Origin of the sequence: Tenacibaculum discolor (assembly GCF_003664185.1) — a bacterium.
Taxonomy (GTDB): domain Bacteria; phylum Bacteroidota; class Bacteroidia; order Flavobacteriales; family Flavobacteriaceae; genus Polaribacter; species Polaribacter discolor.
This window is the reverse complement of record NZ_RCCS01000005.1, coordinates 191,665-214,749: the sequence shown is the minus strand read 5'-3', so window position 1 is coordinate 214,749 and position 23,085 is coordinate 191,665. Positions and strand designations below refer to the sequence as shown.

The following is a 23,085-nucleotide window of genomic DNA, read 5'->3' as shown; positions in this document are numbered from 1 at the left end:
AAATATAAAATAAGAAAAAAGGCTATGAGCAAAACCTGTCTTTAAAATTGTAGAAAAAACAAAAAAGGCCTCTTTTTGAACAAAAGGAGCCTTTTTTTTATTATTTCATTGTCGCTTTGTAACTAAAATATTTGCTCAAGTATTTTTTGTGTAATAGCATAAGTTGGTGTTACTCCGCTCATTCCAAGTCCGCCAGAAGCAAGTGTAGCACCAGTTTCTAGAGGATTATCAGAAGCATAGTAAGCGTAGCGTACTTTCACATTTTCTGAAATATTACCTCTAATTTTTGAGGCAGATTGAATCGCTTTTTGATAATGCGCTCCTTCCATTTCTAGTCCGATTACATCCCAAGTAGAATCATGAAAGAATCGTAATAAATCTTTATTTTGTAATGATGTTCCTAATACAGTAATCATAGCTCCATCAAAAACTTGAACACCAAAACCTTCTAAATCTTCTTTTGATAATTCGTTTTTAAATGGATAGTTATCAGCAGTACCTTCAAAAATATGCGAAGAAGGAATCATAATATCTCCTTTACCACCTTCTAAAATACCAGCTTTACCCATAATTGAAACAGACTGAACATCTAGATGAATTTTATCTCCTTTTGTTTTGTATGGCTTTAAAAGTTCGTCCATAGTTTCAAAAGCCTGTTCACCAAATGCATAATCCATTACAATAATTACAGGATCTTCTCCAACAGAATTAACTTTGTTAAAAGAATTCGTTTCAAAATCAATTTTTCCTGTATCAATTACCTGAACATTGATGTTGGTTCCTGAAGTGTCTTTAATATAAATTAACCCGTTTTCTGAAGCATAATTTTTAACGGCAGACTGTAAAGCACTACTGTTGGTATTACTCAATACTTCAAAAAGTTGAAAATCTTTATGTTTTTTAGCTTCTTTTGGTAAAGAATTTTGGGCATAGATACTATTCATTACACTGTGCATATTTGCACTAATTATATGAATAGGACGTTCTATTAGTCCGTTGTCTAACAACACTTTTTTAATGTTGTTAGCCCATATTTCTCCATAATAATGGTGTCCAATTTCTTCAATTAAAACAGAACTGAATTTAATAGAGCGTTTTTGGTCGTATAAGGCTTCATTAATAGCAAGCTTACCTAACCAATAAATTAGATGGAAAAATCTATTTGGATTCTCTTCTGTTGCAAACGTGTTGTATGCATCATATACTTCATCGTAAGTTCTTCCTAAAATATTACCAAGATGTACAACAATTACATCTTTTTCCTCATCGGTAAGTGTTTTATTATGTATTACAATATCTTCCAGTTGTAACCATTCACGAATAAAACTTTCACCATTATTAAAAACTACACGGTCTTTAATTTTATGAGATTCAATAAATAAAAATGTCAAGTGTGTAAGAATATCGTAAATTTCAGATCGTCCTCTGGTAATTTCAATATTCATTTGGTTCTTGTCAATACGATAGCAGTTTCTTCTTCTTTTAGGAGGAATAATTGCCTTGAACTTAGAGTTACGATACCCTTCATCAGCAGTTAAATAAATAAACTGACATTCTTCAATTCCTTCAGGTAAACGTTCAATAACGTATACCAGTCCGTTTAATTCAGTTTTATTTTCTGCAATTGAACCATAAATTTCTGGACGTAAAGATAAAAGTGATTTACGTAACGTTTCACCAGAAACACCCATTGGCTTGTAAAAACCGCGACTAAATAAGTGTCGCATTGAAATGTATAAACGCTCAATAGCATTTGTAGATTCTTGGGCTCTTGTACGTTCTTTTAGGATAGGTTTTGACATATGTTTTTAAAGTACAAATATACAAATTATGTTAAAGAAGCTATTTTTTTAAAATACTGCTATATTTTTTAGGGCTATTTAGCAAGTTAACGGCATTTTTTATAGTAATATCATTTTTAAATAAATGCTTATACATTCCTTCTTTATATGCATAACGTTCAACAATTTCATTTTCAATTTCTCTTGATAAAATATCTTCATTTACTAAAACTTTAGCAACTTTAGTGGCTTTTAATTGTTGGATAATCGTGTTATATTCTGAAGTAATTTTATTATTGTTTTCTACTGATTCATATGCTTCTTGGAAAAGTTTTTCTTCTTTAGATACAAAAGCGGTGTCTTTACGAAGTAAATATTCTTTAAATTGATTAAAGTTTGTAGAAGAGAAAGTATAGTTTTCAGCAGATAAATTAGGGTTTTGATGTGTGAAATCAGTTACAAAATTAAAAATAGCTTTTGATTTTAGTAATTCATCTGTTTCTTTTGTTTTTTTAGAAAATTCACTTTCTACATCAGGAGTTACACCACCTCCATCGTATACTTTTCGTCCATTTTGAGTTGTAAACTCATTAAGAGTAGTATCCGAAAACTTAGGTACTTTTCCTGTTTTTGAATCTCTATTAGCATAATCTAATTCCTGAATACAGCGCCCGCTAGGAGTGTAATATTTAGAAATTGTGATTTTCATTTGTGTTCCGTAACTCAAATCAAAGTAACGTTGCACCAGTCCTTTTCCAAAAGAACGCTCACCCATAATTACAGCTCTGTCATAGTCTTGTAAAGCACCAGAAACAATTTCTGAAGCAGAAGCCGATCGACCATTTATTAATACTACAATAGGAATTTCAGCATCTAAAGGTTCTCTATTTGTTTTATAAGTTCTACTGTTTTTTTGAGTTTTTCCACGAGTATCTACAACTTTCAAGCCTTTGGGAATAAATAAATTAGTAATGTTTATTGCATCAAATAAAGAGCCTCCAGGGTTATATCTTAAGTCAAACACTAATTTTTTCATTCCTCTTTTTTTTAGGTCACCAAATGCGTTTACAACACTTTCGGTAGCTTTTTGACTGATAAATCGTGTTAAAACAATATATCCTGTTTCGTTATCAATCATATCATAAAAAGGAACAGGGTCTAAAATAACTTTATCAAGTTTTACAGAAACATTTTTTGTAAGGTTATTCCTTTCTACCTTTAAAGAAAGCTCTTTTCCTGGTACTCCTTTTAGCATTTGAGAAAACTGACTTCTTTCTAAGGTAGCTAATTCTTGTCCGTTTACATTGGTAATAATATCACCTGCTTTTAAGCCAGCTTTATCTGCCGAAAAACCTTTGTAAACTTCAGAAACTACAATTCCTTTTTTAGTATAAAATGTAGAGATACCAATACCTCCATATTCACCTTCACGACGAATACGCGCATCTTCAACATCTTGTTCGTTATAAAAATTGGTATAAGGATCTAAATTTTTAAGCGTGTTTTTTATCGCTTTGTCAGTTAAATCTCCTGGGTTAATTTCATCAATATAATTAATGTTTAACTCTTTAAAAAGGTTGTTGTAAATTTCAATTTGTTTAGCAATCTCAAAAAAACGAGATTGAAAAGAAAAGAAAAGAGAGATTACAATGAGTGAACCAAAAAAAAGGAATTTTCTATTTTTCATCTTGAGTAACTTCTGTAATAAACTGTGTTAATAATTTCTTCATTTTATGCTCTAAATCGGCATATTTCCATTCATCTCTTGCAAGATAAGAAATCATAAACACATACGGTTTATCTACAGTCTCATAAATAGTATGCTTTTCTTTACGGTATGTTTCGCGAAGTAACCGTTTTATACGGTTTCTATCCACGGCTTTTTTAAAGTTACGTTTAGGTACAGAAACTCCAACTTGTGCAGGGAACTTAGAGGTGTGTTCGGTTTGTATATATACCATTCTTAGTGGAAAAACTTTTATCACCTTTCCCTCCTCATATAATCTTCCTATGAGCTTTTTGCTTTTTAAACGCTCCTCTTTTCCTAAAGTAAATCTCATTAGTACAAACATACGCAAACCTGCACTAATAACCATTTTTTTAAGTATTTTTGAAACAATTCTTTTAAGAAACCACATAAAATCAAACCGCAATTAATTTTACACTTCTCTTATACAATTAGTAAAATTAATTTTAAAACATATTTATGAAGTCTGATTTATTTCAAGCCCCAGATTATTATCAAGTAGACGATTTATTAACCGATGAACATAAACTTGTTCGGAACACAGCTCGCGAATGGGTTAAGAAAAACCTATCTCCAATTATTGAAGAGTATGCACAACGTGCAGAATTTCCGAAGGAATTAATTAACGGATTGGCAGAAGTGGGAGCTTTCGGATCTTATATTCCTGAAAAGTATGGAGGTGCAGGGTTAGATCAAATTTCTTACGGGTTAATTATGCAAGAGTTAGAAAGGGGTGATAGTGGAATTCGATCTACTGCTTCAGTACAGTCTTCTCTTGTTATGGGACCTATTTATAACTACGGAACCGAAGCACAAAGACAAAAATACTTACCAAAACTAGCTTCTGGTGAATGGATGGGAAGTTTTGGGTTAACTGAACCAAATCATGGTAGTAACCCTGGAGGAATGGAAACCAAGTTTAAAGACATGGGAGATCATTATTTATTGAATGGAGCAAAAATGTGGATTTCAAATGCGCCAATTTGTAACGTAGCAGTTGTATGGGCAAAAAACGAAGAAGGACGCATTCATGGTTTGATAGTAGAACGTGGTATGGAAGGTTTTTCTACACCAGAAACTCATAACAAATGGTCGTTAAGAGCATCAATTACAGGTGAGTTAATTTTTGACAATGTTAAAGTTCCAAAAGAAAACTTATTGCCAAATAAATCAGGATTAGGAGCACCTTTGTTGTGTCTTGACTCTGCGCGTTATGGTATTGCTTGGGGAGCTATTGGTGCTGCGATGGATTGTTATGATACGGCGTTACGTTATGCGAAAGAACGTACACAATTTGGAAAACCAATAGGTCAATTTCAGTTACAACAAAAAAAACTAGCTGAAATGATTACAGAAATTACAAAAGCACAGCTATTAACATGGCGATTGGGAGTATTAAAAAATGAAGGTCGTGCTACATCTGCTCAAATATCTATGGCGAAGCGAAATAATGTTGATATGGCATTAAAAATAGCTCGAGAAGCAAGACAAGTGTTAGGAGCAATGGGAATTTCTGGAGAGTACTCAATTATGAGACATGCAATGAATTTAGAAAGTGTAATAACCTATGAAGGGACACACGACGTTCATTTATTAATCACAGGATTAGATATCACAGGATTAAACGCATTTAAATAAAAAAAGAAGAAGAAGCACTCAAACGTTAAACCACTAACACATTATTAAAGAGTGCTTCTTCAATCAACTATTAAAACTAAAATTTACCTACTCTTTCTTCTTGCCACCATTAACAAGAATTAAAAGAGCAGTTACTAAACCTATACAAACCAAACCGAAAATAACCATCATAATGGTTCCGTTTGTCCAAGATACCATTGGGATGTTCATTAATTCTATCATTTCTTCTTATACTTTACTGTCTCAAAAATACAAGCATAGTTTAAGTTAAAACATGATTTTTATCAGGGTTTTGAAAAAATGAAGAGATTTTATAAAATAGATTAGAAAGATGTTTCTTCTTTTAATAATGTATCGAAACCGTAAAAACTAGTTTGGTTTAAGTCTTATCTGTCTAGTATTATTTAGTTTATGAATATTTAAGTGCCCTGTATTAAAATGAAGAGTAACTTAAAGATAGATTATCTATATAAAAAAATAGTATCTTCTAAGTACCCAGAGTTCGACCAGCCCATTAAATACATTTCGTTCATAAAGTTTTCATCAATACCACCATACATATTAAGTGCTTTTTCATCACAAACCAGAACGTCATTTTTCCATAGTTGCATTACTCCATTAGTAGCTTCTTCACTACTTGGAGCTTTAACTCTAGCCATAATGTGAATCCACTTTCCATGATCGTCTTCGGTAATAAAATTAGTACCTAAGCCCCCTGAAGGTGATATGCTTGGTTGCTCGGTTCCATTTCTGTATCTATGTAGGGTTAAATTAGAACCTCCTGTATTATTTGGAGATAATGACCAATTTACATGAAAACCTGGATATCGATAATCACTTTTATAAACTGCTAAAAATTTATTGTTGCTAGCTGAGTTTTCTTCTTTACGATGAGTATAATTATTAGGAATATAAAGGTCATACTTTATCCATAATTCTCCAGTATTTGGGTAGGATATTCTTTGCTCAGCAAAAGCGTCTTCTCCTGGTGATCCGCCCTTATAGTAAAACTGAAGAGAATACTCTCCATCTTTCTTTACTTTATTAGAAACAGATGAGTAAGTGCTGCTACCGTAGCTAACATTATTTTCTGTTTGAGATAAATCACCTTTTTCAAAGTCATCAAAAAACAATATATTTTCTGAAGGTTCTTCAATTATCTTAGACTCCTCTTTTGTACAGGATATTAAAAATAGAGTAAGGAAAACCGATAAAGGCAGGAAGCTTTTTTTTATAGTATAATAATTGTTTTGCAGCGTATATTGTTAATGTGTTGATTGTTAAAACGATCATAAATTAGGTTTAGTGTTCAAATTAAAAACCTTATAAGCAAAGAAAGTTAAGAATCTAAGCCACTTTTTAAACCATCAATACTAGTTTGGTTTCTGTCATTCCAATATTGTTTAATTCCTTCTTCACCTTTTTCAGTAGCCCAATCATTTAATTGATTTCGTTCTCCTTGGTATTCATAAAAAGGAATCGACATTCCACAAGAGGTTTGCACACTTTCTACAGAAACAATAAATATTTGACGAGTACCTGGAAGTTTAGGAAACAAACTAGCATAATTACTCCACTTATCATGAGTAGGAAGAACTTCTTCGGCTTTTCCATATAGCCTGAGTATATTTGGAGCACTTTCAAAAGCACAAAACATGATAGTTATTCGATTGTCGTTTAGCAAATGTGCTGAGGTTTCGTTTCCGCTACCTGTTACGCTTAACCAAGCAACTGTATTTTCGTTAAGTACTCTAAAGGTGTCCATTCCTTTTGGTGAAAGATTAATTCTTCCTTCTTTTGCTGCTGTAGCAACAAAAAACATCTTTTGAGCTTCAATAAATTTTTGAACTCGATTTGTTATTTTGTCGTAAAACTTAGCCATGATTCTTTATTTTTAGTCAATCCAATCTTTAGTACGTTCAACAGCTTTTTGCCAAGTACGGTATAGTTTTTCTCTTTTTTCTTTAGAAAAAGAAGGAGTAAATGTCTTGTCTATTTTTCGTTTATTAATAATATCGTTTTGTTGCCAAAAACCAACACAGAAACCAGCTAAATATGCTGCTCCCATTACGGTTGTTTCAATTTCTTCAGGACGTTCCACATCTACATTTAAGATGTCTGCTTGAAATTGCATCAATAAATTATTAACACAAGCCCCACCATCAACTTTTAAAGAAGAAAGTTGTAGCATACTGTCTTTTTGCATAACGTCTAAAATGTCTTTGGTTTGGTAAGCTAACGATTGTAAAGTAGCTTTAATTAAATGGTTTTTTCCAGTATCACGAGTTAAACCGAAAATAGCACCTCTAGCATACATATCCCAATAAGGAGCTCCTAAGCCAGCAAAAGCAGGAACCACATAAACAGGGTTTTCTTCAGTAACTTTTTCAGCAAAAAGCTCACTTTCTTCTGCGCTATTGATAATTTGTAGTCCATCACGTAACCATTGAATTGCAGAACCAGCAACAAAAACACTTCCTTCGAGAGCATAATACACTTTGTTGTTAATTCCCCAAGCAATAGTGGAAATCAAACCATTTTCAGAATATTCTAAGTTTTCACCTGTGTTCATCAACATAAAGCATCCTGTCCCATAGGTGTTTTTAGCCTCCCCTTTTTTAAAACATGCTTGTCCGAATAAGGCAGATTGTTGATCTCCTGCAATACCTGCAATTGGAATTTGAACTCCATTTAATTTATAATTTCCAAAATGATAAGAAGAAGGTTTTACTTCTGGTAACATTGAAGTTGGAATGTTTAATTCTTTTATTAAAATTTCATCCCAACACAAGTTTTTTATATCATATAACATGGTACGCGAAGCGTTGCTATAATCAGTAGCGTGGACTTTTCCATTGGTTAAGTTCCATAAAAGCCAAGAATCAATAGTTCCAAATAACAAATTCCCTTTTTCAGCATCTTCCTGAGCTCCATCTACATTATTTAATATCCAATGAATTTTAGTAGCTGAAAAATAACTATCAATTACTAATCCAGTGGTTTTACGAACATAGTTTTCAAGTCCAGTTTCTTTGAGTAATTCACAAGTATTAGCAGTTCGCTTGTCTTGCCAAACAATGGCATTATATATTGGTTTGCCAGTGTTTTTATTCCAAACAACGGTAGTTTCACGTTGATTGGTAATACCTATTCCAGCTATTTCTGAAGGCAATATTTTAGCCTGTTCAAGAGCTTGTTGTAAGGTTTTTAACTGAGTTTGTAAAATTTCGTTGGCATCATGCTCTACCCAACCAGGTTGAGGAAATATTTGTTGAAACTCTTCTTGAGTTTTTGCAATAATTTCTTCTTCTTTATTAAGAATAACTGTACGACAGCTAGTTGTTCCTTGGTCTAAAGCAATAATATATTTTTGAGTCATTTAGGCATAAAATGATTGAACGCCTAATTTACAATTTTAGTCATGTGTAATAAAAAAAACCTTCTAGAATTTCTAGAAGGTTTACACGTTTAAGTTTGGTTAGTTAACTTTTAGTGTCTCAAAGCATATCCAGCTCCTTTACCAAATTCAGCTAATACTGAAAGTAATGTGTTTAAGCCTTTGCTTGTCTTGCGTAGTAATAATTTTCCCATTTTTAAAATAATTTAATTCCCCTTAAATTAATTGTCATTAAAGAATGAACATGTCAAAGATATGTTGATAATCAGAGGTATAAAACGGGATTTCCGAAGTTAAAAGTGCAATTTTCCGAAAGAGCATAAAAAAAACCTTCTAGAATTTCTAGAAGGTTCATTATTCCCCTTAAATGTCTTTTTTCAATTAATCTTGAAAAGAAGATGTCACAAATGTAAGGAGAGATTAAAGGTTAAAAAAGGGTATTTCCGCAAAAAAAAGTGTGGTTTTCCGCAAAACACAAAAAGAAACCGTTTCGCAAGAAAAAAGCCTTTAGATATCTAAAGGCTTTTTCTATATTCTCTCTCTTTCAAGATTCTTCCCAACAATGGTTTTGAATTCTTTTGCGAAAGTATTCTTTACTTGTAATCTATAAAAAGGGATAACCGTAAAAATAAATGCGTATTTCCGCAAAAGAATCTAATCTATAATTCCTAATTCTTTTGCTTTTAACACTAGGTCTGTATTGTTATTGGCTTGTAGGTCAGTTCTTAGCTTAGATAGCTTACTTTCTATAGAACGGACTTTTATTAATGAACCATCACTTTTTTTAATTAAACCTTCTAGATTAGAAATCTTTGCATGTTTAGGAAGTTCTTTTAAAATTTGAACAGCAATATCATCCATTTGTATTTCTACCAAGGCTCTCTTTAAGAGTTTTTGATGAATTTCATGGGTGTAATATACTTCACCTTTCAACATTTTTTGAATAGCAAAGGTTAATTCGTCAGTGCTACACTTACCTTTTAAGATATATGCAGAAGGATTTAAATTATGTATTACATTAAAAATTCTGTTAGTTTCAGAGTGCCCTGTAATTACTCCTACTTTAATTGGAATTTCTTCTTTGAGGATAGATTTTATAAAAGACTCGCCACCATCTAAAACAACATTTTTGTTTTGATTGTCAAAACTTAAATCGGTAAAAACAATATGAAATGGATTTTCGCTTAAACTTGATTTTATTTTAGAAAAAGCTTCGTCACATGAATTTGCCGTTTCAATTTCTAAACCATCTATATCTTTCAAATACGAAAGAATTCCTTCAAGAATTAACTGATGGTCATCAACTAAAAGTATTTTTGTTTGTCCAGCCATTTAGGGGTATTTGAATATCGGTTTGGGTTCCTTTACCTACTTCACTATTAATGGTTAACGTTCCGTTTAACTCTTCAATTCGTTCTTGTAGGTTTTGTAAACCAATTCCTTTTTTACTAATGTTGGTATCAAAACCAATACCATCATCAACAATATTCAAATGTACGTATTTTTTATGTACAGAAAAATTGATAATTATCTTACTTGCCTTTGCGTATTTTTTACAATTTTGTATGCTTTCTCGAGTACTTAGGTAGAGTAGACGCTTTATAGAATTATCAACAGTGGTCCAATTATAGTTTTGTAATCCATTTAGTTTTATTTTAAAATCAGGTTCAAAATAATCACTCACTAAATTAATAATTTGATTTTTAAAAGAAACTTTATTAAAACTAACACTACTTAATTGATGTGATAAATTACGTACATTTTCTTTTACTGCATCTAATTTTTGAGCTTCCTCTAATAAATTAGACTTTTCTAACTTACGATGTAGTAAGCGTAAGTCTCCAGCTACTTCATCATGCAAAGATTTAGCTATTTGTTTGCGTTCATGTTCTCTTACTTGTACCTGTTGTAGTTGTGCTTGGTATAATAATTTTTTTCTACGTTGAAAATAGAACATAACACTGAACCCAAATAGTAAAAGACCAATTGCAGCAGCTAACCAACCTATTGTTTTTTGTTGTTTATGGTAAAGTATTTCAGCTTGTTTTTTTTCGTTTTCTGTTTTTAAAACTACATTTTCTTTTTCTTTCTTGTCGGTTTCGTATCTAATTTTAGCAAATTGATTTTTTAACCTGCGCTCATTTTGGAATAGACTATCATTTAAAGTTATGTATTCATCTAAATATTGTTTCGATTGTTCTCCCTTTGTAAGTTCTGAAAGATTTTGTAATGCTTCTAATCGTTTTTTATTGTTATAAGTTTGTTTGGCATATTTTAAAGCTTCATAGTTATGATATAAAGCTTTTTGGTTTTGGTCTAGATCTTTGTAATAATCCGCTAAATTTATATGAGTAATGCTTAGTTCATTGTTGCTTTTGAGTTTTTCACGAATATTAAGAACTCTATTGTATTGCTGTAATACGTTTTCTTTTTTACCTAATAAGTAGTTACTTGCAGCTAAGTTTTCTAACAGTAAAGCATATTGGGAAGGGTGTTTTTCTTTTATACTATCTTGATATAAGCCTTTCCTGAAATATTTTATGGCTTTTTGATGCTGTTTTTGTTTTTGATACAACAAGCCTATATTATTAATAATATAGGTATATCCAATACTATTTTTGTTTTTTTTGTTATAAAAAATAGCTTTGTCGTAATATTTTAAAGCATCTTTCTGTTGATTTAATTCTTCTGAAACTAATCCTAGGGCATTATAGACCCTTTCTAGATAAATAGAATGTTGTATTGGTTCTAAATATTGCAAAGCTTCAATTAAACTTATTTCACTCCCTCGATAATCTTTAGCGTCTCTCTGTAATATAGCTAAGCTTAGTAAACGTCTTCCAATAGCTAGAGAGTCGTTTATCCTTTTTGAAATGTCTTTAGATTGATGATAATAATAGAAAGCACTATCGTTGGTATAGGTAAGTTTATTTTGTAAGGCTTTAAAATGAAAATACTTGGCTAATAAAATAGAGTCATTTGTTTTTTGATATAAAGAATCAACTTGTAGAGTAATCTTTGTTAATAAGGGAAGTTTTTTAGTAAAATAGGCTTGTCTTCCACTTTCTATAAGTTCTCCTTTTATTGAGTCGATTAAGTTGCTTTTTTCTTGTGAAAAAAGAAAAGTAGAGCAGAAAAAAATAAAACAAAGGAAATTTTTCATCACAAATCATAAAATAAAACCATTACATTCAAAAGTAATGGTTTTATTTTTATGTTAAACGGAAATATATTTATTTGATTTAATATTTAATCCCCTCCTTGGCCGCCCCCGCCCCCGCCAGTATCTGTACCAGTTTTAGGACCATCAGCATCACCGATATTATCTTCTCCTTGATTGTCTAAGTTTTGCTCTTCAATGTTTGCATCTTGTTCATCTAAACCTAGACTCATTACTGTTTCTTCAAAGTATTTGTTTTCCATATTATAGGGTTTATAATTACTAAATAATTTTTGGGGATAGTTAGGGAGAATAAATTATTGTCTAAAGTAATGTGTTTTTATTAGAAAGTCAAAAATTTAACATTCTGTTTTTAAAAGAATGAAATTATCATTGCGAATCTTTCGACTGTCGCTCAAGACGGGCTAAAGTGAAGCAATCTTTGAATTATAAACTCTAAACAAGCAGATTACTTCGTCACTATTGTTCCTCGTAATGACATTACTTTTTCATTTTAGTAAACAAATCCCACAACACGACTCCACAACTTACCGAAATATTCAGCGAGTGTTTAGTTCCTAATTGCGGAATTTCAATACAAACATCAGAAGCAGAAACTACCTCCTGTTGTACACCTTTTACTTCGTTACCAAATACAACTGCATATTTTTGATCAGTTTCAGGAGTAAAAATATCTAACATCGTACTATTTTCTGCTTGTTCTATGGATAGAACTTTTACATTTTCCGCTTGTAGTTTTTCAACTAAATCCATAGTGTTTTCAATATATTCCCAATCTACAGATTCGGTAGCACCTAAAGCAGTTTTATGAATTTCTTTGTTAGGCGGAGTTGCTGTAATACCACACAAATAAATTTTTTCAATTAAAAAAGCATCCGAAGTTCTAAAAACAGAACCTACATTATTCAAACTACGAATATTATCTAATACTACTATAATAGGAGTTTTGTTTGTTTGTTTAAACTCCTCAATTGTTTTCCTGCCTAGTTCGCTGTTTTTTAATTTTCTCATAAAGTGGTTTTCAGGTTCAAAAGTTTAAAGTTGTGGATAACTTGAAACAAAAGAAACTCTAAACTTTTCTATCTTCGCAAAACTAACCCAAAAAATCTAGAAATTTGGCAAAAACAAAGGCAAAAAAGGTAACTCCATTAATGCAACAGTATAACGGAATTAAAGCAAAATATCCGGATGCTATGTTGTTATTTAGAGTAGGCGATTTTTATGAAACCTTTGGAGAAGATGCTATAAAAGCATCCAAAGTTTTAGGTATTATTTTAACCAAAAGAGGAAGTGGTAGTGAGAGTGAAACAGCGTTAGCTGGTTTTCCGCACCATTCCTTAAATACCTACTTGCCCAAGTTAGTAAAATCTGGATTGCGTGTTGCTATTTGCGATCAGTTGGAAGATCCAAAAATGACTAAAAAGATTGTAAAACGTGGAGTTACGGAGTTGGTAACCCCTGGGGTTGCACTAAATGATGAGGTGTTACAATCGAAGTCGAATAACTTTTTAGCAGGAGTTCATTTTGGGAAAAAGCTATTAGGAGTTTCGTTTTTAGATGTGTCAACTGGGGAATTTCTCATCGCGCAAGGAAATGAAGAATATATAGATAAGCTTTTACAAAATTTTACACCTAGTGAAGTTTTGGTTGAAAAGAAACATAAGCAACGATTTTTAGAAGCTTTTACAAATCGTTTTCATGCATTTTATTTGGATGATTGGGTGTTTCAAAAAGATTATGGAGATGAATTGCTTCGAAATCATTTTAAGGTAAAAACATTAAAAGGATTTGGAGTTGAAGAGTTAGAATATGGAATTGTGGCAGGTGGTGCAGCAATGTATTACTTATCGGAAACACAACATAACAAAATAGAGCATATACAATCTATCAGTAGAATTGCGGAAGATAATTATGTGTGGATGGATCGCTTTACCGTAAAAAACTTAGAATTATATGGTGGGAATTCGGTAAACTCGGTTTCGTTATTGGATGTAATTGATAAAACTATTTCTCCTATGGGAGGACGTTTATTAAAACGTTGGTTAGCGCTTCCATTAAAAGATTTAGCTCAAATTCAACAGCGACATGAGTTAGTAAAGTTTTTAATTGATGACGATACTTTTTCTGAAACTGTAACCTATCAATTAAAACAAATTTCTGATATCGAACGATTGATATCGAAAGTTGCTACGGGTAAGGTTTCTCCACGAGAAGTAATTTTGTTGAAAAATTCGTTAAAAGCAATTCTTCCTATAAAAGAATCCGCAGAAAAAAGCAATAACAAATCAGTTCAAGAAATAGGAAAACAACTGCACGATTGCAAAACGCTGATTGGTAAAATTACCGAGACAGTATTAGAAGAAGCTCCTGTAAATATTAATAAAGGAAATGCGATTGCTAGTGGAGTTTCAGAAGAACTGGATGAATTACGTAACATTTCAAACTCTGGAAAAGAGTATTTAGATACGATGCTAGCTCGCGAAACAGAACGCACTGGAATTCCGAGTTTAAAAATTGCTTTTAATAATGTTTTCGGATATTATATTGAAGTTAGAAATACGCATAAAGATAAAGTTCCAGAAGAGTGGATTCGTAAGCAAACCTTAGTGAATGCTGAACGTTATATCACTGAAGAGTTAAAAGAATACGAAGCTAAAATTTTAGGAGCAGAAGAGAAGATTCAGCAGTTAGAAACAGAGATTTTTGCCAAGTTAGTACAGTATATTATTGGTTTTGTACAACCTGTACAACAAAATGCACAAAATGTGGCTAAGATTGATGCACTACAATCGTTCGCAACCTTAGCTACAGAGAATAATTATGTGCGTCCGTTAATGGATGACAGCACTGATATTGAAATCAAAAATGGTCGTCACCCAGTTATTGAAAAACAATTACCAATTGGTGAAGAATACATAGCTAATGATGTTGTCTTGAACCGTAATCAGCAACAAATTATTATGATTACAGGTCCTAACATGTCAGGTAAATCAGCAATTTTACGTCAAACAGCCTTGATTGTGTTGTTAGCACAAATGGGAAGTTATGTACCTGCACAAAATGCTCGAATAGGTATGGTGGATAAGATTTTTACCAGAGTAGGAGCTAGTGATAATATTTCGATGGGAGAATCTACATTTATGGTAGAAATGAATGAAACAGCTTCTATTTTGAATAACATTTCCGATCGTAGTTTGGTGTTGTTAGATGAAATTGGAAGAGGAACGTCTACCTATGACGGAATTTCTATTGCTTGGGCGATTTCGGAATATTTACATGAACATCCTTCGAAAGCAAAAACGTTATTTGCAACACACTATCACGAGCTGAACGAAATGACTTCGACGTTTGAGCGTATTAAGAACTTTAATGTATCGATAAAAGAGTTAGATAATAGCATTATTTTCTTGCGTAAATTGGTAAAAGGAGGAAGCGATCATAGTTTTGGTATTCATGTAGCAAAATTAGCGGGAATGCCAAGTATGGTAATTCATAGAGCAAACAAAATTCTAAAAGAGTTAGAAGACTCACATTCACACAAAGAGGTTAAAGAAACCTTGAAAGAAGCACAGCATGAAGATATGCAAATGAGCTTTTTTCAGTTAGACGACCCGTTGTTAGAAGATATTCGAGAAGAAATTTTAACTACCAATATTGATACTTTAACACCGATTGAAGCACTTATGAAGTTGAATGAAATCAAACGAATGTTGACAAAAAAGTAGACGTATTGCAACACGATATTAGTTTTAAACATATAAACAAACTAGCAATGCCTGCACTAATTGCAGGAGTGGCAGAACCTTTACTTTCTACTACAGATTTAGCTATTGTAGGTAATATAGAGTATAACGCTACTGAAAGTATTGCCGCTATTGGTATTGTAGGGGCTTTTTTATCTATGCTAATTTGGGTTTTTGGGCAAACACGCAGCGGAATTTCTTCTATCGTTTCACAATATTTAGGTGCCAATAAACTTGATGAAATTAAAAACTTACCTGCACAAGCTATTGTTATTGTATTAGGCGTAAGTGCTCTTATTTTAGGAATCAGTTATCCTTTTGCTAAAGAAATTTTTGAATTATACAATGCTTCAGGAACCATTTTAGACTATTCTGTTGAGTATTATAAAATCCGTGTTTTTGGGTTCCCGTTTACGCTTTTTACGATTGCTGTTTTTGGTACATTTAGAGGTTTACAAAACACCTATTATCCGATGGTAATTGCACTCATTGGAACGTTTATAAATATTGTACTAGATGTCGTTTTGGTTTACGGAGTAGAAGGTTTTGTTCCAGCTATGCATATTCAAGGGGCTGCCTATGCAAGTGTTGTTGCACAAGTTACGATGGCAATAATTTCTGCAGTATTATTATTAAAAAAGACGGATATTTCATTAAAATTCAGCTTACCGTTTAACACTGAAATTCCAAAATTCATAGTAATGGTGTTGAATCTTTTCGTAAGAACGATAGCACTAAATGTTGCATTGTACTTTGGAACTTCTTATGCTACTGACTATGGAGATGCTTACATTGCAGCTTATACCATCGGATTCAATATATGGCTTATGGGGGCTTTTATGATTGATGGATATTCTTCTGCAGGAAATATTTTATCAGGTAAATTATTGGGTGCTAAAGCTTATAAAACATTGGTAACTTTAGGAAATAGATTAATTACTTACGGATTCCTCTTTGGATTATTATTAGCCGTTGTGGGGTTTGTTTTATATCAATTTATAGGAAAAGTATTCACTAAAGAACCAGAGGTTTTAGAGCAGTTTTACAATACCTTTTGGATTATTTTAATCATGCAACCTATATGTTCTATCGCTTTTATTTATGACGGAATGTTCAAAGGAATGGGAGAAATGAAATTTCTACGAAATGTTTTGTTATTAGCAACAGGATTAGTGTTTGTTCCTACATTGTTATATTTTGACTCTCTTGGGTATAAACTCTATGCTATTTGGATAGCTTTTTTCTTGTGGATGATTGCGAGAGGAACTCCACTAATTGTTAAGTTTAGAAGAAAGTTTTTACCCCTAGCTCAAAAAATGTAATTTTGAAGAAACAAGAAAAACAAATGACTACAACTAGAGAAAACGGAAGTTTATACACCCATATAGAAAACAAGGTTGCAACGGTAGAATTTGGACACCCAGCAAGTAACTCTTTTCCAAGTGTATTGTTAGAACGTTTAGCAAACGAACTTGATAAACTTTCAATTAATGATGAGGTTTCGGTAATTGTATTAAAATCAGAAGGGGAACGAGCTTTTTGTGCTGGTGCATCTTTTGACGAATTGGTGTCGATTGATAACTTAGAAGATGGAAAAGCTTTTTTCTCAGGGTTTGCGAATGTAATCAACGCTATGCGCAGATGTTCGAAACTAATTATTGGTAGAGTTCAAGGGAAAACAGTTGGAGGCGGAGTTGGTTTAGCATCCGCTTGTGATTATGTATTAGCTACAGAGCACGCTTCTATCAAACTTTCTGAGTTTACAATAGGTATTGGTCCGTTTGTGATTGCGCCAGCCGTAGAACGTAAAATAAGCGTTAGTGGATTAGCAGAATTAACTTTAGATGCTACCAGCTGGAAAAATGCATACTGGGCAAAAGAAAAAGGCTTGTATGCCCGTGTTTTTGAAACGCAAAATGAATTGGATAAAGAAGTTGAGATTTTATCAGAAAAACTAGCTTCATATAATCCAGAAGCGTTAGCTGAAATGAAAAAAGCTTTGTGGAAAGGTACTGAGCATTGGGAAGAGTTATTAATTGAACGAGCTGAAACTTCTGGTAAGCTTGTATTATCAGATTTTACAAAAAAAGCATTAGAAAAATTCAAGAGCTAAGGAATTAGCTCTTTTTTTCGTAAAAATAATCTGGCTTCCATATTAGATTACCAAAAATAATTTTCAGTTTATGTTTTAAGGTTTTACACCTTTTAACATCTTTCCATATGTTTTTATATTCAATAAAATTTATTTTAATAGGGTTGTTGGTTTTAATGTTTTTAGTTAGTCCATAAATTACTTTTTCTTCCTCCCTTTGAAATGTACCGAATACCTTATCCCAAACAATTAAAAAACCACCATAATTTTTATCTAAATACTTGTTATTAGAACCATGGTGTACTCTATGTACTGAAGGAGTGTTAAACACTTCATCTAACCAGCCTAATTTACCAATATATTCTGTATGGATCCATGTTTGAAATTGAGCTACTAGAATCAATCCGACAATAGCTTGAAATGGATAAAAACCAACTAAAACCATTGGAATTAGGAAAGCCCATTCAAATAAACCCTCAACAATACTTAAACGCATTGAAATGGTAAGATTATAATCTTCAGATGAATGATGAACACTATGACTAGCCCACAATATTCGATGCTCATGTTCTAAACGATGCATCCAATAATAGGTAAAATCAGCAACGAAAAAAGAGAATATCCAAGTAAAAGTATTCATAGGTATTGATAAAGGCGTTACCCAATGAAAAGGCATTAAAAAGATTACACCAATAGATCCTATAATTGTTTTTTCAATAAGTTGATTTAAGAAAAAGATACTAATATTTGCAAAGGTGTCTTTCCAACGCCTTCTTTTTCTAATAATAAAATCGACTAACAATTCAATGATAATTAAGCTTGTATTAAATAGGAAAAAATAACCTATATACAGCATAATATTAGACTCTTCAAATAATGATATTAATTTGGCAAAGCTCATTTTTATCTTTCTTTTTCAGTTATATATTCAGGAATAAAATAAGAGAACCATAAAAACCACAATAGGTTTGTTAATACCCAAGGAGAATTGTTTCCTTGAAAAAAGTCAATTATATAAGTAATGTAATATATACCGACAAAACCTAAAAAACCTAAATACCAATACTTGTGAAATTTGTAATCTTTCATGTGTTCATAATTTGTTTAATTCACAACACAAAAATAGTCTGGGTAATGTAGGAGTGTTTGTCTATTTAGGACAAAAATGACCTTAGTATAAGGGTCAAAGAAAGAATATTAATTTCTGTTTATAGGTGTTCGATTAAATTACTGGAATATAGATTTCTGTAATTAATTCTTCTTGAGAAGTATTTTCCTCATCGTTTAAATAAAATTCTAAGGTTGGTGCGTCAGCAAACTCTAATTGAACCTCATATATCCAATGTGCGTAAATTGTATTGTATGTTTCAAAACAGCTTTCATGACTTCCTTTATGAATAAATTTGGCATATTTTTGAGAAGCAACTTCTTTAACTTTAAACATTTCTTCAACTTCAATTTTTTGTGCTTCTGTAAGTATAATTCCTGCATTATACCTACAATTAATAGATTCCGTTATTTCATCGTCATCCAAAACTTCACCAAGAACAATAGTTTTATCAGTTAATAATTTACGCTTATCAGCATATTTTAAAAGTTGTTTCCATGTTTTCTCAATACCTTTTACATTTTCATAAGTTCCTTTATATTGCAAATAAAGCATTTGAAATGTAGGTAGAGTTTCAATTTCAAACTTTAATAAAGATTCATTTTTTTTATTAGATTCTTCTAAAATTTGATTTGTAATTTTTTGTAGCAGTGTATAAGAGTTCCTAAATCTAGATGGTGTGCAGCGAAAATACTTTTTAAAAGCTTTACTAAAAGCTGCTATATCACTATATCCAATTTCTAGGGCAATATCTGAAATTTCATTATCTGAAAATTTTAAATACTCTGCAGCTTTTTCTAGTTTTCTTCTTTTAAGAAACTGACCAATAGTTTCATGCTGTAACGCTAAAAATATTCTATTAATATTTCGATAGGAATAAAAGGAAATATCTTCTATTTCATTTATATCAATTGATGTTTTAAAACGCTTTTCTAAAAAATCTAATAACTTATTAAATCGCTCTACTTGTGTTGAGTTTTTCATATATTAAAGTTAAATATAATCTCACATTAATGTTTGTTAGTTTAAGACAAAAATTATGTCAAATTATAGAATGTACTTTTTATAATAATTGTGATTACGAGTTTAATGAAAAAGCAATAAATTAAAATCAAATTCGTACTTTTGACGAATAAAACAAGCATTAAAATGGGAAATTCTTTCTTCGCTATTTTAGCAGCAGGTGTTGCAGTTATTTATTTCTTTAATAAATATAGAGCAAACAAAAGGTTTAAAAGAAAATAAGAGTCACCACAACAAACGTAGAGAAATAACTTTTATAAAGGTTATTTTATAACTTCTTTATAAATAGAAAATTTATGAGTAAGATTCGAATTACCAAACAGTTCACTTTTGAAACTGGGCATGCGCTGTATGGTTATGACGGAAAGTGTAAAAATGTTCACGGACATAGTTATAAACTTTCTGTTACTGTGATTGGTTCTCCAATAACAGATACAAGCAATGTTAAGTATGGTATGGTAATTGACTTTGGTGATCTAAAGAAGATTGTTAAAGAAGATATTGTTGATGTATTTGACCATGCTACAGTGTTTAACAAAAATACACCTCATGTTGAGTTGGCACAGGAGTTAAAAAATCGAGGACACCATGTGATTTTAGTAGATTATCAGCCAACAAGTGAAATGATGGTGATTGATTTTGCTAAGAAAATTCAACGCAGACTTCCTGAAAACATTAAACTACATGCTATTAAATTACAAGAAACAGATACTAGTTTTGCTGAGTGGTATGCTTCAGATAATTAATTAGTCAATTATCAGTTATCATTGAAGTGACAATTATATAAACTATTTCCCGTTAAACTCGTTCATGGTGTTGGCTAAACCTGCTGTAATAAAAGAAGTAACCGCTTTTACAGAAAAAGGAATGCGTTCAATCATTGCGCTTTCTTCTTCAGCATTCCATTCACCTAAAACATAATCTACTTGTCGACCTTTACTATATTCAGCTCCTACACCAAAGCGAAAACGAGGGTAAGCACCTGTATTAAACTTATCTTGAATATCTTTTAGTCCGTTGTGTCCACCAGAACTTCCTTTTCCTTTGATACGAATCTTTCCGAAATCAATATTTAAGTCATCAGTAATAATTAATAAGTTTTCAACTTGAATGTTTTCTTTTTGCATCCAGTATTTAACCGCTTTTCCGCTTAAGTTCATATAAGTATTCGGTTTTAAAACGATAACAGTCTTACCTTTTATTTTAAGTTTAGCTATATCACCTAACTTTTCAGTTTCAAAAGAACCTTCATGTTCTTTTACGAAAGCATCTACTATTTTAAAGCCAATATTATGACGTGTATTGTCATATTTTTCACCAATATTACCTAAGCCTACAATTAAAAATTTCTTCATAAAATTGTCTTCTTTCTCTGTTAATTGTTTTGTAGAAAAACCAAATAATCTTTTAAAAAAAGTTCTAAAAACCATACATCAAAAATAAAAAAAGCGCTACACATGGTAACGCTTTTGTATAATTATAGTATTGCGGTCTATGCTTCTGCTTCAGAAGCTGCTTTAGCAGCATTACGAGACATACGAACTTGAGCAACTACTGTGTTGTCTGGGTGTAAGAAAGTATATTTATCATTCTTTAACTCAGTAACATATAATTTATTACCAATTTCTAACTCAGTAATATCAGCTTCGATAAAATCTGGTAAGTTAGCAGGTAATGCTTTTACTTTTAATTTACGTAAGTTGTGACGTAAAGCACCCCCTACCATAACACCTTTAGAAGATCCTACTAAACGTACAGGAATATCCATAGTTACAGCTTTGTCTTCAAATAATTGATAGAAGTCTACATGTAAAATGCTATCATGTACTGGGTGGAACTGTATATCTTGTAATACAGCATTGTATGTTACACCATCTAATTCAATCGTAGCAGTAAATACATCTGGAGTATATACTAATGGCTTGAACGATTTTTCGTCAGCTGAAAAGTGAACAGGCTTGTCTCCTCCGTATAATACGCAAGGAACCTTTCCAGCATTACGTAAGGCTTTGGTTGCTTTTTTACCTACGCTTTCTCTTTGAGATCCTTTGATTGTAATTGATTTCATTACTTTGTTTATTAAGTTTATTTACATTAAAAATTGATCGCTAATAGATGTATTGTCTTGAACTTTATGCATCACATCAGCGAACAAAGCGGCGCAAGATACAACTTTTATTTTAGAAATGTTCTTTTTTAAAGGAATTGTATCTGAAACGATTAGCTCTGTTAATTGCGAGTTTTGAATTCTTTCATAAGCATTACCAGAAAGAATTGGGTGTGTACAAATGGCGCGTACACTTTTGGCACCACGTTCCATCATTAAATCAGCTGCTTTGGTAAGCGTTCCGCCAGTATCAATCATATCATCTACAAGAATAACATTCTTACCTTCTACTTCACCAATTAGCTCCATGTGAGAAATTACATTGGCTTTTTGACGTTGTTTATAGCAAATAACAACATCACTTTCTAAGTATTTAGAATAAGCATAGGCTCTTTTAGATCCTCCCATATCAGGAGAAGCGATGGTTAAATTGTCTAACTTTAAGCTTTTTACGTAAGGTAAAAAGATAGTAGAAGCAAATAAATGATCTACCGGTTTTTCAAAGAAGCCTTGAATCTGATCAGCATGTAAATCCATGGTCATAATTCTAGTGGCTCCAGCTGTTTCTAATAATTTAGCTACTAATTTAGCTCCAATTGCTACACGAGGTTTGTCTTTTCTGTCTTGACGAGCCCAACCAAAATAAGGCATTACAGCAGTAATATGTCTTGCAGAAGCACGTTTAGCAGCATCACACATTAATAACATTTCCATTAAGTTATCAGTTGAAGGAAAAGTTGATCCTACAATGAAAACTCTTCGTCCTCTAATTGATTCTTCAAAAGCAGGTTGAAATTCACCATCACTAAAATGTGTAGTAATTACATTTCCTAGTTTGGTTCCGTAAGCATTGGCAATTTCTTCTGCTAGTTCGACACTTTGTGAACACGCAAAGATTTTTGGGCTTAATTGATTTGTAGCCATTTACAAAAAGATATTTTTAGTTAGTGTTGTTGTTGCGGCAAAAATAAAACTATTTTAAGAGTTTAAAAGATATTTTAAATGAAATATTTTATAGATTTGCACTCTCCAAATGCCAAAGTGGTGGAATTGGTAGACACGTCGGATTCAAAATCCGATGCTCGCAAGGGCGTGTGGGTTCGAGTCCCACCTTTGGTACAAAAAGCACTTTATCTTTTTAAAATTAAGATTAGGTGCTTTTTTTATACACTTAATTTAAAAGGAGAGAATTACTACTTCCTCAAAAACATAAAATACATCTTAAGTTTTTTATTTTAGAAATAAAGATAAATCTAAGTTACATCAAT

Annotated in this window: 22 protein-coding genes and 1 tRNA gene; 6 read left to right on the top strand and 17 right to left on the bottom strand. The window is 31.8% G+C overall.

The window, feature by feature from the left end; genetic code table 11:
• Window positions 1-122 precede the first annotated feature (122 nt).
• The 3 genes from C8N27_RS04475 to rnpA are packed head-to-tail and all read right to left on the bottom strand — an operon-like array spanning window position 123 to window position 3,877.
• Window positions 123-1,802, bottom strand: coding sequence for a DUF6909 family protein (locus C8N27_RS04475; RefSeq protein WP_121146439.1), 1,680 nt, complete (start codon window positions 1,800-1,802; stop codon window positions 123-125).
• 40 nt (window positions 1,803-1,842) lie between these two features.
• Window positions 1,843-3,468 (bottom strand): S41 family peptidase, encoded by a 1,626-nt coding sequence (locus C8N27_RS04470; RefSeq protein ID WP_121146438.1) that lies wholly within the window; start codon window positions 3,466-3,468, stop codon window positions 1,843-1,845.
• A complete protein-coding gene (rnpA, locus tag C8N27_RS04465) occupies window positions 3,458-3,877 on the bottom strand; it encodes a ribonuclease P protein component (RefSeq protein ID WP_237270775.1) in 420 nt (139 codons plus the stop codon). Before rnpA ends, C8N27_RS04470 begins: the two co-directional genes overlap by 11 nt.
• Window positions 3,878-3,987: 110 nt before the next feature.
• Between rnpA and C8N27_RS04460 the strand changes: the two genes are divergently transcribed.
• The gene (locus tag C8N27_RS04460) at window positions 3,988-5,166 is read left to right on the top strand and encodes an acyl-CoA dehydrogenase family protein (protein ID WP_099214886.1); all 1,179 of its coding nucleotides are present in this window, start codon (window positions 3,988-3,990) and stop codon (window positions 5,164-5,166) included.
• Between the two features lie 87 nt (window positions 5,167-5,253).
• Here C8N27_RS04460 and C8N27_RS16140 read toward each other — a convergent pair whose 3' ends face one another.
• From C8N27_RS16140 to C8N27_RS04430, 8 genes are all read right to left on the bottom strand, one after another.
• Window positions 5,254-5,388 carry a hypothetical protein gene (locus C8N27_RS16140; protein ID WP_262607244.1) on the bottom strand — a complete coding sequence of 45 codons (135 nt, stop codon included), beginning with the start codon at window positions 5,386-5,388 and terminating at the stop codon, window positions 5,254-5,256.
• Window positions 5,389-5,627: 239 nt separating this feature from the next.
• On the bottom strand, window positions 5,628-6,299 hold the full coding sequence (locus C8N27_RS04455; protein WP_167444719.1) for a heparin lyase I family protein: 672 nt from the start codon (window positions 6,297-6,299) through the stop codon (window positions 5,628-5,630).
• Window positions 6,300-6,505: 206 nt separating this feature from the next.
• On the bottom strand, window positions 6,506-7,048 hold the full coding sequence (locus C8N27_RS04450) for a pyridoxamine 5'-phosphate oxidase family protein (RefSeq protein ID WP_121146436.1): 543 nt from the start codon (window positions 7,046-7,048) through the stop codon (window positions 6,506-6,508).
• A 12-nt stretch (window positions 7,049-7,060) separates the two neighbouring features.
• Window positions 7,061-8,545, bottom strand: a complete 1,485-nt coding sequence (gene glpK / locus C8N27_RS04445; RefSeq protein ID WP_121146435.1) for a glycerol kinase GlpK — start codon at window positions 8,543-8,545, stop codon at window positions 7,061-7,063.
• A 672-nt stretch (window positions 8,546-9,217) separates the two neighbouring features.
• Window positions 9,218-9,895, bottom strand: a complete 678-nt coding sequence (locus tag C8N27_RS04440; protein WP_099214882.1) for a response regulator — start codon at window positions 9,893-9,895, stop codon at window positions 9,218-9,220.
• Window positions 9,864-11,726, bottom strand: coding sequence for a tetratricopeptide repeat-containing sensor histidine kinase (locus C8N27_RS04435; RefSeq protein WP_121146434.1), 1,863 nt, complete (start codon window positions 11,724-11,726; stop codon window positions 9,864-9,866). Before C8N27_RS04435 ends, C8N27_RS04440 begins: the two co-directional genes overlap by 32 nt.
• Before the next feature lie 86 nt (window positions 11,727-11,812).
• Window positions 11,813-11,986, bottom strand: coding sequence for a hypothetical protein (locus C8N27_RS15845; RefSeq protein ID WP_167444718.1), 174 nt, complete (start codon window positions 11,984-11,986; stop codon window positions 11,813-11,815).
• A gap of 238 nt (window positions 11,987-12,224) precedes the next feature.
• On the bottom strand, window positions 12,225-12,755 hold the full coding sequence (locus C8N27_RS04430; protein WP_121146433.1) for an RNA methyltransferase: 531 nt from the start codon (window positions 12,753-12,755) through the stop codon (window positions 12,225-12,227).
• 104 nt (window positions 12,756-12,859) lie between these two features.
• Between C8N27_RS04430 and mutS the strand changes: the two genes are divergently transcribed.
• Genes mutS through C8N27_RS04415 form a run of 3 tightly spaced genes read left to right on the top strand, consistent with a single transcriptional unit; the run spans window position 12,860 to window position 17,600 of the window.
• On the top strand, window positions 12,860-15,469 hold the full coding sequence (mutS, locus tag C8N27_RS04425; RefSeq protein WP_121146432.1) for a DNA mismatch repair protein MutS: 2,610 nt from the start codon (window positions 12,860-12,862) through the stop codon (window positions 15,467-15,469).
• Window positions 15,470-15,516: 47 nt separating this feature from the next.
• Window positions 15,517-16,809 carry an MATE family efflux transporter gene (locus tag C8N27_RS04420; protein WP_394342563.1) on the top strand — a complete coding sequence of 431 codons (1,293 nt, stop codon included), beginning with the start codon at window positions 15,517-15,519 and terminating at the stop codon, window positions 16,807-16,809.
• A 23-nt stretch (window positions 16,810-16,832) separates the two neighbouring features.
• Window positions 16,833-17,600 (top strand): enoyl-CoA hydratase/isomerase family protein, encoded by a 768-nt coding sequence (locus C8N27_RS04415; RefSeq protein ID WP_121146674.1) that lies wholly within the window; start codon window positions 16,833-16,835, stop codon window positions 17,598-17,600.
• A gap of 4 nt (window positions 17,601-17,604) precedes the next feature.
• Here the strand turns inward: C8N27_RS04415 and C8N27_RS04410 are convergent, their stop codons facing one another.
• From C8N27_RS04410 to C8N27_RS04400, 3 genes are all read right to left on the bottom strand, one after another.
• Window positions 17,605-18,480: a sterol desaturase family protein gene (locus C8N27_RS04410; RefSeq protein WP_121146430.1), complete on the bottom strand. Its 876-nt coding sequence runs from the start codon at window positions 18,478-18,480 to the stop codon at window positions 17,605-17,607.
• Window positions 18,481-18,482: 2 nt separating this feature from the next.
• On the bottom strand, window positions 18,483-18,668 hold the full coding sequence (locus C8N27_RS04405; protein ID WP_121146429.1) for a hypothetical protein: 186 nt from the start codon (window positions 18,666-18,668) through the stop codon (window positions 18,483-18,485).
• 133 nt (window positions 18,669-18,801) lie between these two features.
• Entirely contained in the window at window positions 18,802-19,671 is an 870-nt protein-coding gene (locus C8N27_RS04400; protein WP_121146428.1) for an AraC family transcriptional regulator, read from the bottom strand.
• A gap of 335 nt (window positions 19,672-20,006) precedes the next feature.
• Here C8N27_RS04400 and C8N27_RS04395 point away from each other — a divergent pair, with 335 nt between their 5' ends.
• Window positions 20,007-20,456, top strand: a complete 450-nt coding sequence (locus tag C8N27_RS04395; protein WP_121146427.1) for a 6-pyruvoyl trahydropterin synthase family protein — start codon at window positions 20,007-20,009, stop codon at window positions 20,454-20,456.
• 42 nt (window positions 20,457-20,498) lie between these two features.
• Here C8N27_RS04395 and pth read toward each other — a convergent pair whose 3' ends face one another.
• From pth to C8N27_RS04380, 3 genes are all read right to left on the bottom strand, one after another.
• Complete coding sequence (pth, locus tag C8N27_RS04390; protein ID WP_121146673.1) at window positions 20,499-21,065, bottom strand: aminoacyl-tRNA hydrolase; 567 nt, start codon at window positions 21,063-21,065, stop codon at window positions 20,499-20,501.
• Window positions 21,066-21,202: 137 nt separating this feature from the next.
• A complete protein-coding gene (locus C8N27_RS04385) occupies window positions 21,203-21,778 on the bottom strand; it encodes a 50S ribosomal protein L25/general stress protein Ctc (RefSeq protein ID WP_121146426.1) in 576 nt (191 codons plus the stop codon).
• A 21-nt stretch (window positions 21,779-21,799) separates the two neighbouring features.
• Window positions 21,800-22,741 carry a ribose-phosphate pyrophosphokinase gene (locus C8N27_RS04380; RefSeq protein WP_099214870.1) on the bottom strand — a complete coding sequence of 314 codons (942 nt, stop codon included), beginning with the start codon at window positions 22,739-22,741 and terminating at the stop codon, window positions 21,800-21,802.
• A 111-nt stretch (window positions 22,742-22,852) separates the two neighbouring features.
• Here C8N27_RS04380 and C8N27_RS04375 point away from each other — a divergent pair.
• Window positions 22,853-22,936: transfer RNA gene (locus C8N27_RS04375), tRNA-Leu, on the top strand.
• Window positions 22,937-23,085: the final 149 nt, after the last annotated feature.

What these genes read in the sequence shown, in the direction of transcription:
- C8N27_RS04475 (WP_121146439.1), bottom strand. Translation starts at nt 1,802, where the DNA reads ATGTCAAAACCTATCCTAAAAGAACGTACAAGAGCCCAAGAATCTACA.
- C8N27_RS04470 (WP_121146438.1), bottom strand. Translation starts at nt 3,468, where the DNA reads ATGAAAAATAGAAAATTCCTTTTTTTTGGTTCACTCATTGTAATCTCT.
- rnpA (WP_237270775.1), bottom strand. Translation starts at nt 3,877, where the DNA reads ATGGTTATTAGTGCAGGTTTGCGTATGTTTGTACTAATGAGATTTACT.
- C8N27_RS04460 (WP_099214886.1), top strand. Translation starts at nt 3,988, where the DNA reads ATGAAGTCTGATTTATTTCAAGCCCCAGATTATTATCAAGTAGACGAT.
- C8N27_RS16140 (WP_262607244.1), bottom strand. Translation starts at nt 5,388, where the DNA reads ATGATAGAATTAATGAACATCCCAATGGTATCTTGGACAAACGGAACC.
- C8N27_RS04450 (WP_121146436.1), bottom strand. Translation starts at nt 7,048, where the DNA reads ATGGCTAAGTTTTACGACAAAATAACAAATCGAGTTCAAAAATTTATT.
- glpK (WP_121146435.1), bottom strand. Translation starts at nt 8,545, where the DNA reads ATGACTCAAAAATATATTATTGCTTTAGACCAAGGAACAACTAGCTGT.
- C8N27_RS04440 (WP_099214882.1), bottom strand. Translation starts at nt 9,895, where the DNA reads ATGGCTGGACAAACAAAAATACTTTTAGTTGATGACCATCAGTTAATT.
- C8N27_RS04435 (WP_121146434.1), bottom strand. Translation starts at nt 11,726, where the DNA reads ATGAAAAATTTCCTTTGTTTTATTTTTTTCTGCTCTACTTTTCTTTTT.
- C8N27_RS15845 (WP_167444718.1), bottom strand. Translation starts at nt 11,986, where the DNA reads ATGGAAAACAAATACTTTGAAGAAACAGTAATGAGTCTAGGTTTAGAT.
- C8N27_RS04430 (WP_121146433.1), bottom strand. Translation starts at nt 12,755, where the DNA reads ATGAGAAAATTAAAAAACAGCGAACTAGGCAGGAAAACAATTGAGGAG.
- C8N27_RS04420 (WP_394342563.1), top strand. Translation starts at nt 15,517, where the DNA reads ATGCCTGCACTAATTGCAGGAGTGGCAGAACCTTTACTTTCTACTACA.
- C8N27_RS04415 (WP_121146674.1), top strand. Translation starts at nt 16,833, where the DNA reads ATGACTACAACTAGAGAAAACGGAAGTTTATACACCCATATAGAAAAC.
- C8N27_RS04410 (WP_121146430.1), bottom strand. Translation starts at nt 18,480, where the DNA reads ATGAGCTTTGCCAAATTAATATCATTATTTGAAGAGTCTAATATTATG.
- C8N27_RS04405 (WP_121146429.1), bottom strand. Translation starts at nt 18,668, where the DNA reads ATGAAAGATTACAAATTTCACAAGTATTGGTATTTAGGTTTTTTAGGT.
- C8N27_RS04400 (WP_121146428.1), bottom strand. Translation starts at nt 19,671, where the DNA reads ATGAAAAACTCAACACAAGTAGAGCGATTTAATAAGTTATTAGATTTT.
- C8N27_RS04395 (WP_121146427.1), top strand. Translation starts at nt 20,007, where the DNA reads ATGAGTAAGATTCGAATTACCAAACAGTTCACTTTTGAAACTGGGCAT.
- pth (WP_121146673.1), bottom strand. Translation starts at nt 21,065, where the DNA reads ATGAAGAAATTTTTAATTGTAGGCTTAGGTAATATTGGTGAAAAATAT.
- C8N27_RS04385 (WP_121146426.1), bottom strand. Translation starts at nt 21,778, where the DNA reads ATGAAATCAATTACAATCAAAGGATCTCAAAGAGAAAGCGTAGGTAAA.
- C8N27_RS04380 (WP_099214870.1), bottom strand. Translation starts at nt 22,741, where the DNA reads ATGGCTACAAATCAATTAAGCCCAAAAATCTTTGCGTGTTCACAAAGT.